The following is a 16,410-nucleotide window of genomic DNA, read 5'->3' as shown; positions in this document are numbered from 1 at the left end:
CTTAATGTTATTTGATACTCATTTCCACTTAGACTTATTTGAAGATCCATACTCACTTATTAAAAATATTGAAAAAAGGCAAGTTTATACGATAGCTGTAACAAACCTTCCAAAAGTTTTTTTTCATACAAAAAAATTATGTGAAGGGTGTAAATATATTCGTCCCGCCTTAGGTTATCATCCAGAATTAGTTTTTAAATTTAGTGATCAGTTAGATTTGTTTCTTAAGTATCTTAACGAGACTAGATATATAGGTGAGATTGGGTTAGATAATCAAAAAAAATCATTTGATGATTTTGCTAAGCAAAAGCAGATTTTTGAAAAAATCATTTTTGCATGTGCTGACAAACGGGATAAAATATTAACCATTCATTCAAGAAAGGCTGAAAAGGAAGTTTTATCAATTTTAGGCAACAATTTTCCTGGGACTGTTATTTTACATTGGTACTCTGGTTCTTTAAAAGAATTAGAGACTGCTCTATCTTATGGCTTTTATTTTTCAATAAATTCAGCTATGCTGAAGTCCAAGAATGGTTTAAATATTATAAAAAACATACCAGATGACAGATTATTATTGGAGTCCGATAGTCCATTTATAGGAGTTGATAGGAGTAGCAAAATTCCATACAATGCAGAATTTCTTATTCAGGAGTTAAGTGCTGTAAAGAAATTCCAGTCAGAAATATTAAAGGGAAAGTTACTTGATAATTTTAAAAATGTTTTATCAATTAAGCACTGATGCAAATCTTATTAAAAACTAAGCAAAAAATCCATTGTAGTTGAATTACAATGGATTTCCTTTTAACCTCCATAAAGCATTATGTCGGAGATTATATAACGTAACTTGTCTTTTAAATCATACTCAATTTCCAAGTCCTCAGCATTTTCACACATCTCAATTAGCTTTGCAAAACTTGAAATTTCATTATCAATCTTCCATTTAAAAATATCTGAAAGCTTCGTTATACCTTTCAGAGCACTTCGAGGATTTTTAATTTTAGCTAAGATTTTGACTCTAAGCTCATCAGGCGTTTTTATTGACTTTATTTCGTTCAATTCTTGTATAAATTCGTCACTCGTATTCAAGACTCCTTCCATATTATTAAACGTAGAGAATACATTTTCTGGTTTTGTTGTATGTGGAATGATCTCTTTATTTTTTTCAACTTCGGATTTTCTTCTATAGATAAAAAAACCTTTTTCAATTCTACCTACACTGAGAATGTTAGAAAAGCTGAGCGAGCCTTGCCCTAAATCATTTGTAGATATTTTAACCGCTGTTGAAATGCTACCGAAGGCTCCGGCATCTTTCAAGAATTTCTCAGAAACAATTATATCAAGTTTAGATTCATTTAATGCAGCGCTTCTTATTGTATATTCGACTCCAACTTTATATTTCATATTCTGATGTAAAATCAACATACTTACCACAAAGGTAAAATCAACACCATATTCAAAATATTTATTTATTGACGTAATTCCTCGTAAATAAAATTGACTATTATATTCTACAAGCCTATAACTTTTATGTTTATTAACTTTAGAATTAGTCTTAGCTTTTTCTTTGAAATATTGAATGTTTTGTCTTGCCAATGCACCCTCCCTAATCTTAAAAAGGTTATTGGCATATTTTGTCATCTCATAACTATCCAAAAAAGTGTTCTTTGCATCATAAATAGCAATTGTACGGAGATTATTCTTTACTTCATCAATTTCAACATATTCTTCAAAATTGAAAATTATATCAGTATTGATTTCTCCATCAATGATCTGTTCATCGTCGTAAACATCAATGTCCTTTACTTGAGCATATATAAAGGATCTATTATAATTTTCATTATAATATTTAACTCTTTCATATACAAGATCAATGTAATCGATGCAGATAATCTCATCTTGAATTTCACTAATTTTAAATGAACTATAAATTTCATCCCTATAAGGATGGGAATCTATTAATTCACATAACTTGCTAACTCTTAGCTTTCCCGTACTTTTTTCAGGGTTAAGCTGTACTGTTTTTTGAAAAAACTCTGGCTTCATAAAAATGATTATTTTTCTTTTTTTACTCCTTTAAAGGGTTTTGGACTTGATACTTTGACATCAATAAACTGCCCTGTTGTAGTATCTCTCTTTACCCATAAACCTGTTTTAGGATTTTGAACTTGAGAGCGGTCTCTTACCGCTCCTTTACGACTTCCGTCTTTTGGTGCATTAGTTGCCATAATTAAAATTTAATAATTGTTTATAAATGAGCAACTTAAAAAGAAAAACGATTTAATTTTTATGAAAAATCTTGGAAAAAAGTATAATTATATTTACCTTTGAGGTCTCAAATCAAGAAGGTAAAAGAAAATTATTCTTCAATACAAGCCTAATCATTAGATTTAGGCTTTTCTTTTTAAAGCTGTTATTTTAGTTTTTCATCATAGATGTTATTATATATTCTAAAAGATTTATCTGATCAGGTTGTGCATTCATTTTTTTCACGGCTTCAATTGGTTCACACAAGCTAACTTTATTCTCCATTGCAAATTTTTCTACATGCTTACATCTGGACAGTACTGTTAATCCATATTTTTGAGCATAATAAACGGAGGAGATGTCCGTAATTGCTATCTCGGGATGATCATTGTGATTCTTATTGTAAAAATTATAAAAATCGTTTGAAAGATCAAATACGGTTAGATCTCCATTTCCTTCTAAATCTTTTATTGCGATTATTTCATTCGGTTCAAAATAATTCTCAGTTAAAAAAAGTTGAGAAATACCAAAAAAACCGTTCTTAATAAGTTGCAAAGATCGCAATGGCATAATAAGCTCTATGTCATTTAACACTATCATCTCAATGTAAATTCTGTGGTAAATGATTCTCTACTCAATGCTGTAATCGTCATTCCGGATAACTGGCTTGCCTTACTTTTGCTAAATAATTTTTCATTTAGCCCTTTAGCAAGCAAATAATTGAATCTACTTACTCTTTCGGTGTCTTCATGTGGGATGTCTTTGTCTCTCCAAGAGTCATACTGATCTTTCCATTCTTGATACTTTTCCCACCCAATAAGACCTAGGCTTAAAATTCTAATAAGGATAGCAAATATTGATATTCCGTACATGGTTTTAATTCTTTTCAATTCTTCCAATGTAATGCTAGATTTATCACCTATATAGTTCATTAGAGCTTCATAAGGCAGAAGCATTGCCCCGGCAAAGTGGTCACAGAAACGCTCTATCCTTTCTATTTCTTCATTTACTTCAAATCTTAACAGTAAATGGGCTAATTCATGAAAAACAGTGAATCGTCTTCTTGGTATATCTGCATTTTTAACATTAATGACAATTATAGGATTATTCTTTTCCCAACAAGAAAAACCAGCAAAGCTTTCGTCTTCATTTACTTCAAAAATTTTAACTCCTAAATCTTCTAAAAAACTCACTAAATTATAAATAGGTGTAGTTTCAAATTTCCATTTTTTTCTCAAAATTTTAGCAGCATCTTCAACTTGCTTTTTGTTAGTAATTGGATCAAAATTTTTAAGTGGATTTTGAAATATAATTATTGAATTTACAAGTTTTTCTAAATTACTATAAGAATTGTACTTTTCATGCAATTCTCCTAAAATTTTACGTTCAAAAAAAGTTCGGTCGAAATTAATTTTAAACCCTTCTCTGAATTCGATATTTCTTAATGTGAATTCATCTGAGTTATAGCTTGTTCCATTTAATATTTCAGGAATACTCACTCCCAATGCCCCGGATAACTGGACTAGTTGGGATGAACGAATTTCTCTATGCCCTTCTTCGAATTTCTGAATATATGATTTTGAAAAATCAGAACGGATAGCGAGGTCTTCTTGTGATAACCCCTTTTTTATCCTCAGTTCTCTTATTCTTTCTCCTATGTTCATGTCAAATTTTTTACAAATATATGAAAAACACACAAATATGGCAAATAATTTAAAAAAAATAATATTTTGTGTGTTGCTGCGTTCTGAAATTATCATTGTCTACAAGTTGTTTTTATTTGCTATCGACACGATTTTATCTAACCTAGTTTAACAAGCATTACTTATAAATTCAACAAAGAGCAGAAATCTTAATAATAAATTTTCCGGTTATTGAAGCTATGTTATTATAGGTTGATTTATAATTTTGATATTTCCATTTTATAATTAAATTATTATCTTCAACTTTTGTAATTTCACCAAAACATGAATTTAATATGGTTTTAAAAAAAATAAAGAGTTATTCTAGGGAAGGTGATTTTTGGATGCTTTTTAATTTTGGAAAGATCACTTTTAGAGATGAAATTTTATATAGAGAAATCAAGTTTATAAAAGTAAATCCATCTGATTATTATAATTCAGAAGAGTGGAGTTTAGATGAAATTATCATAGAAGAAATAGCAGAGCAAATAGTAAATAAATTTAAACTCGCAGATATTTATGATTGCAATGGAAAGTTTGTATGCGATTTAAATAAAAATCATAATAAAATAGAAAAAAGGGAAGTTATCTTATCAAACTATAGAAATTTCAAAGTAGGTTCTTGTGAAGAGTTTTTTAGTGACACCCCTTTTGCTAATCAAATTAATAATAAAGCATATTATCTCTTTAATAATGATACGTTTATTTCTTTAAGCTTGGTTAGTCAGTTTTTCTACTACTATTCCACTAAAGTTATTAATATAATTACAGATTTTGAAAAATTTAATAAAGGGTTTGTAAATAGAGATGTGCTAGAAAGCAAATTCGTTTTTGATAATACTATCGGTATAGGGCAAAAAGAGGCAAAGTTTATAGGTAAATATTGGTTTACCCATAAAGATGAAAACAAAACAGGGATTTATTTATTAAGGAAAGCGATTAATAGTTTTTATAGTTTATTATGGAAGCAAAAAGAAGATAAAAGAGGGCACCTTTCAGGAGAAATCTTCTATAATATACCATTTAACTTTCCAATTAAAGCCACTGTTATAGGACAAAAGCTTGCTAAAAATAAATTTTTCGCCTATAGATTGTTAAATATTGAACCCAATAAAAAAGATTATCTTTTTTTTATTAATGACCAAGATATTGAACCAATAGCACTTGTAGATACTCGTTCAGCTGAAAACAATCACGGAGATTCTGAGACATATACTGACAATATAACAATTGATGGAGAAGAGATATTAGATTTGATATCAGATTCTCCTGCGGTCTCTACAAATCCTAATTTGGACGTTGAAGAGATAACAGTTGATAATGATATCTTCTTAGAGTCTCCTAATTATAAAAAAACCAAGAAAATACAAAACGATAAAAATTACATAAAAGGAAATACACTTGTAAATACAGTAGAAGAGCATGGAATATTAAGTAATCAGACAACAACGGGAAATAATACTCAAGCTATTGATTATACTGCTATTCAAGAAAATTCTTCTGATCTTTTTTTGAAAATACTTGAATATCTAAAAGAAAAGGGAGTAAATATTGTTTTCGCAACAATTAATGATTCTGCAGATGAGAAGTTCTCATTTTATGAGCCTGAGAACTCTAAAATACCATATATGATAATTGCTATTGCTAGGTTAAATGATAAGGAGTTTTTCATTATTGAAACAGGTTTGTATCGGAATATTGGGTTAGTAGAAAATTTATCAAATATACCAGCACAGCAAAGGAACGATAAAAATCTAAGCAAACTTATTAAAATACTTGATCATAGAAGTGTAACATTTAGCTGGAGTTCAATATTTTACGACGGTACATTAAGTAAGGATTATCAAAATAAGAAAATAAGATTTGAATATATAAGAGAAAAAATGTTTTTAGAAGTCCTACAACCTGTTAACCATAGATATGGACTTACAGAGAAAAACACAATCCAAAAAATTGGTGACAATATATATAAAAAAATTAATAAATAAGTTTCTTTTCAAACCAATATGGTATTCCAGACTTTTCAGAGTATATATAAGATTTTGCTATTTTATAGTGGTTAAGTTGGTCATAAAATTTTTGTTCTTTAAGTATTTTATAGGCAAGTGGAAAAGTCTCAATTCTTGTTTGAAGATCCCAAAAGCTAATATTTTCATTAATTATTTCTAGATCGAAGTGGTATATATCTTTAAGAAATTGGTTAAATATTCCTTTATGTGAATTGCTTCTAAGTCTAGAGGCAATGATTAATAATACTTTTAAAAATAAAAATGAATACGAAGTGAATTCGTTGTATCCAATATTAATAGTTGAATTAATATACTTTTGATATTGTAAATCTAATTTATTACTTACGACTAAATGATTTAAGTCTATTAAAGTATAATCGAAAAAACAATTGTAGCAAATATTAAATGGTCTAAAACCATTCGCTGGATATAATCTATTTCCTCCCTTATTAATTTTAAAAAAATGTAGAGGGTGATTGCATTCAGGGCATCTGTCAATCAAATATAATTTACAGTCTAGGCATAATATAGAAGAGCTTAGTCTCCATTGTTTTTGATAATATTTATATTCATTTAAACATTTAACGCAAGCTTGGAGACCGTGTTTAAACTTGGACCTATTAACTATTCCGATTGGTAAAACATTTATTGTTATTGTTTTAGTATTAATGTTTTCGAAGGCATAACCCTCAAAAGATTTTAAAAAAAGGTTATTAATTTGTGAGATCGACAAGGGAGTATATCTGTTAATTATCTCTATCAAATTATTAGGAGCTAAAATATCTATATCTCTTGTAAAATAGCTTCTTGATTTTGGGAAGAAGTTCTTAAGGAAAGTTTGTGTTTTAACTTGATGGTTAATAGATAATCTGTTTATCCAAGAACTAAATAACTCATTCTTGTTTGGTGCGATATACAGAGGAAAAATATCTTTATCAAAAGATTTAATATATACCATTGTTAAAAAAAGCTTTTTTCCTGTTTTGTGGAGCTATATAATCGATGTTATTTAATATTTCTAAAGTTATTTTTTCACTTTGCGTATTAATAGCTAATATGGTTGAGAGCTCTAATATTTTGGAAATTTCCCCTATTAAGCCATCGCTCATCAGAAGGATCTTATTCGATAGTCGATCTTCTATGAGATCCGATCTCTTTTTGATTGGGAGTACCTTTTCAAAACTTGCTAGAAGTCTTTTGTAATCAGTGTTGTTTTCCCATCTTACAAGGATATTAGGTTCAAATCGATTTGATAGTTGTGAATCGGTTTGTATAGCATTGAAAGCTAGTTTTGTTCCGGAGCAAACTAATGGTATGTTTAATTCGTTAGATAAATATTTTATAACATTTAAAAATAATCTTTGCTTTGAAATCGTACCGGCAAGAACGTGATGGATTTCATCAATAATTAAGACTTTAACTTCAAGTTCTTTTAAAAGATGTATTACTCGATTTTGTCTATTCTCAATTTTTTCAGATGTTTTTGTTGGCGCTAATACTGAGTTTAATATAGCATTATAGAACCTTTTTTCATCTGGTTCTGGAGGAGACTGAATCATTAATACAGGACATTTTAATTTTGCGGTTTTTTCATCAACATATGATTGATGTGATCTGCAAAACTTTTTTAGTAAGGCAGTTTTTCCATTATTTGACTCTCCAACAAGCAATAAATTTGGCATTCTATGCCCTTTGGGATATGTTGTTAAATCTACCATTTTATCTAAAATGATTTTAGCTTTTGTATAGCCTATCCATTTAAACTCTTTGGTGTATAGTATTCTTTCTTCATTAGAAGAATTGGCAATGAATGTCTTTAAATTATTTGTTAAATGTTCCATACTTCAATGTCATCAAAAGGTTGAATATCTTGATAATTTTTCTGCTCATTTTGTATTAGAGATTCCTCGTCTAATTTTGTTTGTATTTTGTTTTTACTATAAGATTTACTATTTTGGATTTTTGTATTTCTCATAGCTCTTTTTTCTATCTCATCTAATTCCCGGTAAGCTTCAAAGATTGATTTTTCATCTACCTTTATTTTTTTACTTTTTATTATTTTTAAAATTTCCCGATATTCCCAAATCGATATTTTAGGTAAAGACATATTTCTATAAGGAATGTCGTAATAATCGTTTTTTTGTGGATCGTAAAAGTAAATGCAACTAATATCTCTAGGATCCCTTCTAAATAAATGTTGTATTTTTTCCCCTTTGATATTGGCATCATGTATGAAACTTTTTAATACATCACTATAATAATGGATATGATCAATAACAATCCCATACTCCTGAATAGTTCTTTTAATTATTGGCATGAAATCTAATCTTACTTTTCTTTCATTATTAATTCTAGGAGGAATTCCTCGTCCTATAACGTCGGATCCTCCCAGAATTCCTCTTTTAAATTTCTGTTCAGGAGTGATGTCTAGACTAGAATGAATTCTTTTATGATAGATTTTAGTAATATATGTGACTAACCATTTTTCAAATTCATATAGTGTGAAAGATGCATTTTTTTTCGAATCATAATTCTTTCTATCTTGAATATTAGAGAAAGTTGTTCCGGGTAAATTGTGAATCTCTTTCGAAAATGTTCCTAAAATACGCTCTATATGTCCTCCAAAATGTGGAGTAGCAACTGGCCTGAATTCAATATTAATTCCATAATTAGCACAGGATTTTCGCAAAGTATTTCCTCTAAATTCTTTGGCATTATCTAAATGTACAGTGTCCATTATTCCCCAACATGGCCATTCTCCAGATATTTCTAATGAATTTAACCATGATTCTTTTGGTAATATAGAATTGGCTATGCACATTCCTGTACCCAGTGCTCCTGGGTGCTCAAAAGAAAGGTATAAGCCAGTAACCATTCTACTATAAACATCAATTGCTAGTGTGAGCCAAGGTCTTTTCAGTGGTTTTCTATATTGTTCATCTACAAGAATAATATCAACCAATGTGTGATCAATTTGTACTATGGATAATGGGTATTGTGCCCCTTCAAAACTGCCTCTATGAGGTTCATACTTATATTTAGCTTCCTTTATTCCTAATCTTTTTCTTACTTTTTCTTCATCAGAAATATTTTTAATTCTATTACGGATTGTGTTGGGATGTGGTGGCTTAATAGAGTATTTATCACATTCTAAATTCACCTCTCTTATAGTTTTATTTATTGACTTTTTTGATTGATTAAGGTAAACTGAATGTATTTTATTTGCTATAATGTTTTCCAAATCATCTGATAATCTACTCTTTCCTTGTCCTCCATTTTTCTTCTTCCCGGCAAGTGACGAAACTGTTCCATAGGTCTCAAATATCTTAACCCATCTATAAATTGTTGGAACGCTGATCTTGTTGTTTTTGGAAATTGAAGAGATCAGTTTGTAATCACCCCTGTTTTTTAATATTGGACTGATTAGATTATATCTGTGCTGTGCTTTTTCCCATTCCTTGTCAGACAAGGAAACAAGGTTTTTTTCGTTGTTTACGCTGAAGTTTTTAATGCTTTCTAGTTCGGCTATTTTAACGGTATGTATAATATTTGTTTTAATTTCTTCAATTGACAATGTATCTATATCAATAATTCTTACGATTATACATAAAGTATTATTGTACAATACTTTTTCACCTTTACTAATAAAAATTCTTTCCATCATTCTAAAAATATTAGAGTATCCATTGTTAATTTAGTTGTTTCATCGAAGTTTATATATCTTTTAGATAACATATGAAGCAAAACGTATAATAGTTCAGCTTTTTTCTCTTCGCAAGTAATTGCTAAATCAAGAGTCTCTTGTATTGAAACTATTTTATGATTTTCTATAACTCTTTCTAAAACAGTCATAAGACCATCATCAAATCCAACTTTGGGACTCCTGTATCCTAATAGAAATTTTGCATTTTGTAATCTATGACCTTGACGTATTTGCTCTTCGGTAACAATATTAAATTTTAATCCATTATCAGAGCAAAATGCTTGGGCTGCTTCAAACTTTAGTTTGTATTTTTCTTTATTTTCAACAAGGTCATTTACATATTTTATTTCAATAAGTTCGCTTTTTACATCTTTTGAATGGTATTGCACGAAAAAATCAGGGACATAATATTGATTATTCCCATAATATATTTTTAATGGCTGTTCATAGTATTTATAAACCTTAGTGTCATATTCTAAAAGATGAATATAATCTCGTTCCAATGAGGATTCAAAATTTACTATTTCATTTCCTTTAGCGCTATATATGTTTCCTGTTAAACTTAAATTGGATAACCCAATTTGTCTAACTTTTTTATGGCTCATAATCAACATCTTTTGTGTAATTAAAGTTAAAAATTATTTTAAGAAGTTTCAATTATCATTTACTTTTGTAAAAAGTGTTATTAAAGGATTAGATATTATCAAAAAGTAATGCAATTTACAGTAGGTGGCGGAAGTTATCCGCAGCCAGGAGAGATTTCCCTTGCTCATAACGGCGTATTATTTCTGGATGAAATGCCTGAATTTAAAAGAACCGTTCTGGAAGTAATGAGACAGCCTCTGGAAGATCGTGAAGTAACTATTTCAAGAGCCCGGTTTACGGTAAACTATCCGGCAAGTTTTATGCTGGTGGCCTCTATGAATCCTAGTCCAAGCGGTTTTTTCCCTGATGATCCTAATAATACGTCATCTGTTTATGAAATGCAGCGGTATATGAATAAACTTTCAGGGCCGCTTCTGGATAGGATTGATATCCATATTGAAGTTCAGAAGGTAGAATTTGAACAGCTTTCTGAAAAAAGAAAAGGGGAAAAGAGTAGTGACATCCGGGAACGTGTGCTGAAAGCAAGAGATATCCAGAATAATCGGTATCAGCATCTTACAATCAGCAGTAATGCCCAGATAGGGCCAAAGGAAATTGAGGCATTTTGTGAATTGGATGAAACCTCTTTCGGTCTTATCAAATTAGCAATGGAGAAACTCAATCTTTCAGCAAGAGCATATGACAGAATTCTGAAAGTAGCCAGAACAATCGCGGATCTTGAAGAATCTGAAAATATTCTGTCTCATCATATTTCTGAAGCCATACAATACAGAAGTCTGGATCGTGAATTCTGGAATGGTTGATTTTTTATTATTGGATTGATTTTTAAATAAATACAAATGGTGTTTTCATAAGTTTAATTCTGTTCTTTACGATAAACATAGTAATTATGTAACGCATAGGCTGAAATATTATGTTAAGTTTGATTACCAAATTATTAATAATATTATATTATGAAAATCAAATTTTTAAATTCGGAGTAAAATATTCACCTCGATTTCTGAAGAATATCTACCATACATTCTTTCTTCTTTTTGATTCCAATAAATAACGTTTGCGGTTCTTCTCAATGAGTGAACCGCTTAAGACTTTATGTCATTCCGTTTTTTAAACTCTTATGAAACACATTTAGTAAATAAACTGTGGTTATACCTTATACCCAGTTGTTTCCTTGTTTCATAAAGTCTGAAATCAACTTTAAATAGATTCAAATCCAATAATTACAAATTTTTAAACCAAATCAAATTATTATTATGTCAAACACAATTCCCTCATTAGAAGCCTTATCAATAGGTTCAGCTGTATTACTATCATCTGAAGACAGAGAAAAATTGTTAAATGGATTCAATAAAACCGGCTGGGATTATCACCACGAAGAAACATTGGAATCTCTTTTCCAGAAACAGGCAATTCTGCATCCCGATAAAACGGCAGCAGTTTATCGGGATCAGGAAATTACGTATAGAGATTTGGATCAGAGAAGTAATCAGGTTGCCGGATTTCTATTAGAACAGGATATCAAAGAAGGAAAATATGTTCCTGTCTGGCTCGATCGTTCTTTAGAATGGCTTGTTGCAGTTCTTGGGATTATTAAGACGGGAGCGGCATATGTTCCAATAGATCCTGCTTACCCTGCGAAGAGAATAGAGTATATTCTTTCAGATACCGCTGCTGATATTATCATTACCAATCAAATTCTCGGAGACCTTTTATCAGAAACAGAAAAGACAAAAGTGTTTGATCTGAGCAATATCGGGAATCTTGATGATTTATCTTCAGAATATCCTGGAATTACTATTCATCAGAACAGTTTAGCATACACAATTTATACTTCCGGCTCCACCGGAAAACCCAAAGGTGTGATGGTGAGCCATCAGGCTATACAACATCTGGTGACATGGCATAACCATCATTTTCATGTGGATCACCATTCAAAACTGACTCTTGTTGCAGGATTGGCTTTTGATATCTCCGTATGGGAAACCTGGTCGGCACTTACTGCCGGAGGTTCTGTTTTTATTGCAGATAACGAAGACAGAACAGATGCTCATGCATTGGTGGATTATTACAGAAGAAATCAGATTACACACGGTTTTGTGCCCTCTGTTTTAGCACCTTCTGTAGTTAATTACTCCAGGAATTATAACGATTTGAAATTGAAATATCTCTTTACGGGAGGTGAAAAGCTCAAACCCGTACTTACTTCTGAATTGAGCTACGAACTGGTAGACTATTATGGTCCCACGGAATGTACTGTATTTGCTACATTCAAAAAAGTGAAAGACATCAACGGAAAGTATGTTTCCTCTATAGGAAGACCTATCGCCAATGCAAAAGCCTATATTTTAAGTGATAATATGGAATTGCTGCCGGTGGGAGCTATAGGAGAATTATGCATTGGAGGAAGCCTTTTAGCCAATGGATATCTTAATAATGAAGAACTTACAAATACTAAATTCATTACCAATCCCTTCAATGAAAAAGAAAAGCTTTATCGTACCGGAGACTTAGCCAAATGGAAACCGGATGGTGATATAGAATTCTTGGGAAGAATTGATAATCAGGTGAAAATTCGTGGATTCAGGATTGAACTTGGAGAAATAGAACGTTCATTAATCCGGCAGGAAAATAATAAAGAAGCAGTGGTCATTGGTAAAGAGACGGAAGGAAGTACCCAATATCTGATTGCTTTTATTGTATTAAAATCTGATGCGATAAAGGATATTTCTTTAATACGAAATGCATTGAAAGAAGAGCTTCCGGGCTATATGATTCCTGCACAGATTATTTTTGTAGATTCAATTCCATTAACAGCAAACGGTAAAACAGATACCCAGGCATTAAAAGATCTGGCTGATAAAGAAGCCAAAGAATTAATTTCATTCGAACCTCCTACCAATGAAACTGAAAGAATTATTGTAGAGGCCTGGTCTTCTGCATTGGAACGCCCCGTTATTAATATTACAGATAATTTTTTTGATATTGGAGGAAATTCTCTGTTGGTAGCAACTGTTGTTGTAGCGTTACAAAGAAAGCTTGATATAAAGATCTATTTACGGGATATTTATCAGTATCCGGTATTGCAGCAGTTATCAGAAGTTCTTATTGCCAGATCTAGGGAAACACGGGAAGCAATTCCTGTGGAAGATGTAGAGCCTTATGTTGAATTACAGAAAGATGTTTATCTGGCTCCCGGAACTGTTTTTGCAGGCGGATTTGATCCTAAGCAGGTGGAAAATCCAACGGCCATATTTTTAACGGGTGTTACAGGATTTGTGGGAATTCACCTGTTGCAGGAACTTCTGGATACTACTCATGCAGATATTTATTGCCTTGTAAGGGCTCAGGATGAATTTTCTGCAATGGAAAAAATTGACAGATGTTTTAAACAATACCGCATTCCTCAAAAAATAGAACAGAAATCAAGAATTATTCTTGTAATCGGAGATCTTGCTTTGCCGTCTTTAGGATTATCAGAAGAAATATTCACAAAACTGGCAAAACAAACCGATGTGATTTATCATTCCGGAAGCTCAGTAAACTTCATTGAACCTTATTCCTACATGAAAGCTCCGAATGTTGAAGGATTAAGGGAAATCATAAAATTGGCAGGAGCTGAGAGAACAAAATGTCTTGCCTTGTTATCCACCATTTCTGTGTACAGCTGGGGACATGTATTTACCGGAAAAAAAGTAATGCTTGAATCCGATGATATTGAACAAAACCTGATGTCTGTAAGCAAAGATATTGGCTATGTAAGAAGTAAATGGGTCATGGAAGCTGTTGCCGGTTTAGCGGCAAAAGAAGGGCTGCCATTGATTACTTATCGCCTGGGATACGCAATGTGCCACAGTGAAACAGGAGCAAGTGCTTCTTATCAGTGGTGGTCCGGATTGGTGAAAAACTGCATAGAATTCAAGTCTTATCCTGCATTGACTGAGCTTAGAGAAGGTCTTATCACAGTAGATTACATGACAAGAGCCATGACTCATATCACAAAAAATAAAGAAGCGATAGGCAAAAAATTCAATCTGATTGCCCGTCCGGAAACCAATCTTACGCCGGAGGATTTCTTTGGATTGATGAAGAAATATTATCCTTTCCCACTCAAAGGTCTGCCTTATAAAGAATGGCGAAAACAGTGGGAAAATGACAGTAAAAACCGTTTGTATCCATTAACAAGTCTTTTCAGAGATAATATGCATGAAGGCTTATCTACTGTAGAACTTTACCAGAACACTTACGTATGGGACTGCACCAATGTTATTCAGTATCTGGAAGGGTCAGGCATTCAGGAACCGGTGTTTGATAAAAAAATACTGGATTCCTATTTACAATATCTGGGAATTCCGGTTGAATAGTATTTTAATAATTGAAAAAGCCCAGGCAGAATATGTTTGGGCTTTTAATTTTTGGCGAGCAAATACGTCAAGTTTTGTCGTAGTGGAGAATGACATTTGTATCAGGGCAATGAGAAAGTATTGCTCAGCTTTTAATTAACCGAAAACCAAAGAAAAATAAATGAATAACATTATTGTATTGTCCAAAGATTTTGCTGCCAATGAAAGTGCAGTGGTAGATCTTAGATCCGGGGGACTTACAAACTCATTGAAAGCTCTTACATTTCACAATAAAACAGGACAGTCTGCAAAATTTCTTTGGCAGGGAGATACAATCTATAACAAAGAAAAAGCTGGATATTTTAAGGAAATAAACAATGATCTGGGGGTGAAGGTAAGCCAATATGAAGGTTTTATAACGGTTACCAATGGAGGAGGAGAACAATATTTGGAAGGCCAGCTAAAGCTATAGTCAGGCATAGGCTTCTATAAAGAAAAAGATCAGACAATAAGGTCTGATCTTTTATTTATCTGAATATTAATTGATGGTTACTTTAATCACATTCTGAACAGCAGGAACAGGATATTGGGTTCCCACTTTGGAAATGATCTTATTTTCACTTTGTGGAGTTCCGCCAAATAATGCCTGATGATTTCCAGCGCCGGGATATTGATCAATACCTGTTCCGGAATCATATAATGAGGTTTTTGAACTAATGTCTCCCTTACTATTGGCATCAATGCTTTGTTCATTAGCATAGAACCAGTCGTTGGAGAAACCAAACATCGTTACATAGGCAATTTTATCACCCGGTTCAGCATTAAAGTTTGTTGCTACCTTACTTCCCGGTGCTACAGGTGCATTTCCGGCAATATATACCCCTTTCACATTGGATAAAGATTTCAAACTGTTTTGAAGTTTGGCTACATTTCCAAACTGGGCAATATCTTTCAGTCCTATTCCGCTATCTGTTTTACCCAATTCATACATTGGATTTTTGTCACCACGGTAAACAACTACCAAAGCAGGAGAAAGCCCTGTCATAATTCCGGTATTGGCATTCAGTTTAGTCATCATTTTACTGATATTTCCCATTTGAGCAATATCTGTAATTTCAGGATTTGATAATGCATTAGGTGTAAAGAATGGCGCACTGTTCAGCAGCTGAGAACCATTGTAGTTGGATACTGCCCATACTCCGGGAGAAAAAGGAGTTTCGTTGGCGGTTCCGCCAGAAGTATTGGTAATGGTGAGAGTAAATTCCGAAGTTACATCATTATAAGCCAGATTGAGTTTCATAAGCTGTGAAGCATTTACATTAGGAACCTGCATGATGGGCTTGCTTTCAACCTGTCCTGTAGCATCATCTTTCGTTCCGTTATCCCATAGTCGTACACTTGAAGAAACATCTCCCGTAATCGCATTCCCATTGGTATCAAACAGTTTGATCCCTGGCTGTTGGGAGGCAAAAAACCAGTCTTTTGAAGCTCCATACATCGTTGCGAACATCAAGGCCTGTGTTTTTCCTGCACTGAATGTAACGGAAACAGATTGTCCCGGCAAAATAATAGGAGTTCCTGTTCCCTGAAAACTTCCGCTTTCTACAAAATCTTTAGGGGTTACTACATTTTCAAAGGTAATTGTTCTTTGAAAAGACATGTCCATCATCATGTCATCATTTGAATCCTTGCATGAAGAAAGGGTAAATGTGGCTAGAGTGGCTGCCGCTAAAACAGATGTTCTGAAAATAAATTTGTTCATAAAAGTAAATTTTTATAGTTATCATTGATATCTGTAACTATAGTCGGCTACTTTTTGAGATCCT

General features: G+C 32.1%; 13 protein-coding genes and 1 pseudogene. 5 read left to right on the top strand and 9 right to left on the bottom strand.

What is annotated here, in order from left to right; genetic code table 11:
- The first annotated feature begins 4 nt into the window (after positions 1-4).
- Positions 5-739, top strand: coding sequence for a Qat anti-phage system TatD family nuclease QatD (gene qatD / locus ODR02_RS05490; protein WP_309511800.1), 735 nt, complete (start codon positions 5-7; stop codon positions 737-739).
- A gap of 62 nt (positions 740-801) precedes the next feature.
- On the opposite strand, the gene ODR02_RS05485 is transcribed toward qatD, so the two are convergent.
- The 4 genes from ODR02_RS05485 to ODR02_RS05470 form a co-directional block, all read right to left on the bottom strand.
- The gene (locus tag ODR02_RS05485; protein ID WP_309511799.1) at positions 802-2,043 is read right to left on the bottom strand and encodes a hypothetical protein; all 1,242 of its coding nucleotides are present in this window, start codon (positions 2,041-2,043) and stop codon (positions 802-804) included.
- Between the two features lie 8 nt (positions 2,044-2,051).
- Entirely contained in the window at positions 2,052-2,225 is a 174-nt protein-coding gene (locus tag ODR02_RS05480; protein WP_175608824.1) for a hypothetical protein, read from the bottom strand.
- Positions 2,226-2,415: 190 nt separating this feature from the next.
- Complete coding sequence (locus ODR02_RS05475) at positions 2,416-2,844, bottom strand: hypothetical protein (RefSeq protein ID WP_076393946.1); 429 nt, start codon at positions 2,842-2,844, stop codon at positions 2,416-2,418.
- A complete protein-coding gene (locus ODR02_RS05470; RefSeq protein ID WP_076393947.1) occupies positions 2,841-3,908 on the bottom strand; it encodes a helix-turn-helix domain-containing protein in 1,068 nt (355 codons plus the stop codon). The genes ODR02_RS05475 and ODR02_RS05470 overlap by 4 nt, the downstream gene beginning before the upstream one ends.
- A gap of 314 nt (positions 3,909-4,222) precedes the next feature.
- Here ODR02_RS05470 and ODR02_RS05465 point away from each other — a divergent pair, with 314 nt between their 5' ends.
- The gene (locus ODR02_RS05465; protein ID WP_309511798.1) at positions 4,223-5,914 is read left to right on the top strand and encodes a hypothetical protein; all 1,692 of its coding nucleotides are present in this window, start codon (positions 4,223-4,225) and stop codon (positions 5,912-5,914) included.
- On the opposite strand, the gene ODR02_RS05460 is transcribed toward ODR02_RS05465, so the two are convergent.
- From ODR02_RS05460 to ODR02_RS05445, 4 genes are read right to left on the bottom strand one after another with little or no spacing between them, the layout of a single operon-like run.
- Entirely contained in the window at positions 5,904-6,893 is a 990-nt protein-coding gene (locus ODR02_RS05460; protein WP_309511797.1) for a TniQ family protein, read from the bottom strand. The genes ODR02_RS05465 and ODR02_RS05460 overlap by 11 nt on opposite strands.
- On the bottom strand, positions 6,880-7,776 hold the full coding sequence (locus ODR02_RS05455) for a TniB family NTP-binding protein (protein ID WP_309511796.1): 897 nt from the start codon (positions 7,774-7,776) through the stop codon (positions 6,880-6,882). The genes ODR02_RS05460 and ODR02_RS05455 overlap by 14 nt, the downstream gene beginning before the upstream one ends.
- Entirely contained in the window at positions 7,764-9,599 is a 1,836-nt protein-coding gene (locus tag ODR02_RS05450; RefSeq protein WP_084196444.1) for a Mu transposase C-terminal domain-containing protein, read from the bottom strand. The genes ODR02_RS05455 and ODR02_RS05450 overlap by 13 nt, the downstream gene beginning before the upstream one ends.
- The gene (locus tag ODR02_RS05445) at positions 9,596-10,243 is read right to left on the bottom strand and encodes a TnsA endonuclease N-terminal domain-containing protein (protein WP_175608825.1); all 648 of its coding nucleotides are present in this window, start codon (positions 10,241-10,243) and stop codon (positions 9,596-9,598) included. Before ODR02_RS05445 ends, ODR02_RS05450 begins: the two co-directional genes overlap by 4 nt.
- A gap of 120 nt (positions 10,244-10,363) precedes the next feature.
- Between ODR02_RS05445 and ODR02_RS05440 the strand changes: the two are divergent.
- From ODR02_RS05440 to ODR02_RS05430, 3 genes and pseudogenes are all read left to right on the top strand, one after another.
- Positions 10,364-11,047 (top strand): annotated as a pseudogene (locus ODR02_RS05440) (YifB family Mg chelatase-like AAA ATPase); the annotation flags it as partial.
- A gap of 450 nt (positions 11,048-11,497) precedes the next feature.
- Positions 11,498-14,605: a non-ribosomal peptide synthetase family protein gene (locus tag ODR02_RS05435; protein WP_309511795.1), complete on the top strand. Its 3,108-nt coding sequence runs from the start codon at positions 11,498-11,500 to the stop codon at positions 14,603-14,605.
- Between the two features lie 160 nt (positions 14,606-14,765).
- Positions 14,766-15,056, top strand: a complete 291-nt coding sequence (locus tag ODR02_RS05430) for a hypothetical protein (RefSeq protein ID WP_209786408.1) — start codon at positions 14,766-14,768, stop codon at positions 15,054-15,056.
- Between the two features lie 66 nt (positions 15,057-15,122).
- Here the strand turns inward: ODR02_RS05430 and ODR02_RS05425 are convergent, their stop codons facing one another.
- Positions 15,123-16,346: a spondin domain-containing protein gene (locus ODR02_RS05425; protein ID WP_309511794.1), complete on the bottom strand. Its 1,224-nt coding sequence runs from the start codon at positions 16,344-16,346 to the stop codon at positions 15,123-15,125.
- Positions 16,347-16,410: the final 64 nt, after the last annotated feature.

Origin of the sequence: Chryseobacterium sp. CFS2 (assembly GCF_036543225.1) — a bacterium.
In the GTDB taxonomy this organism is placed as follows: domain Bacteria; phylum Bacteroidota; class Bacteroidia; order Flavobacteriales; family Weeksellaceae; genus Chryseobacterium; species Chryseobacterium culicis_A.
The sequence above is the reverse complement of the archived record's forward strand: the minus strand, read 5'-3'. Positions and strand labels throughout refer to the sequence as shown.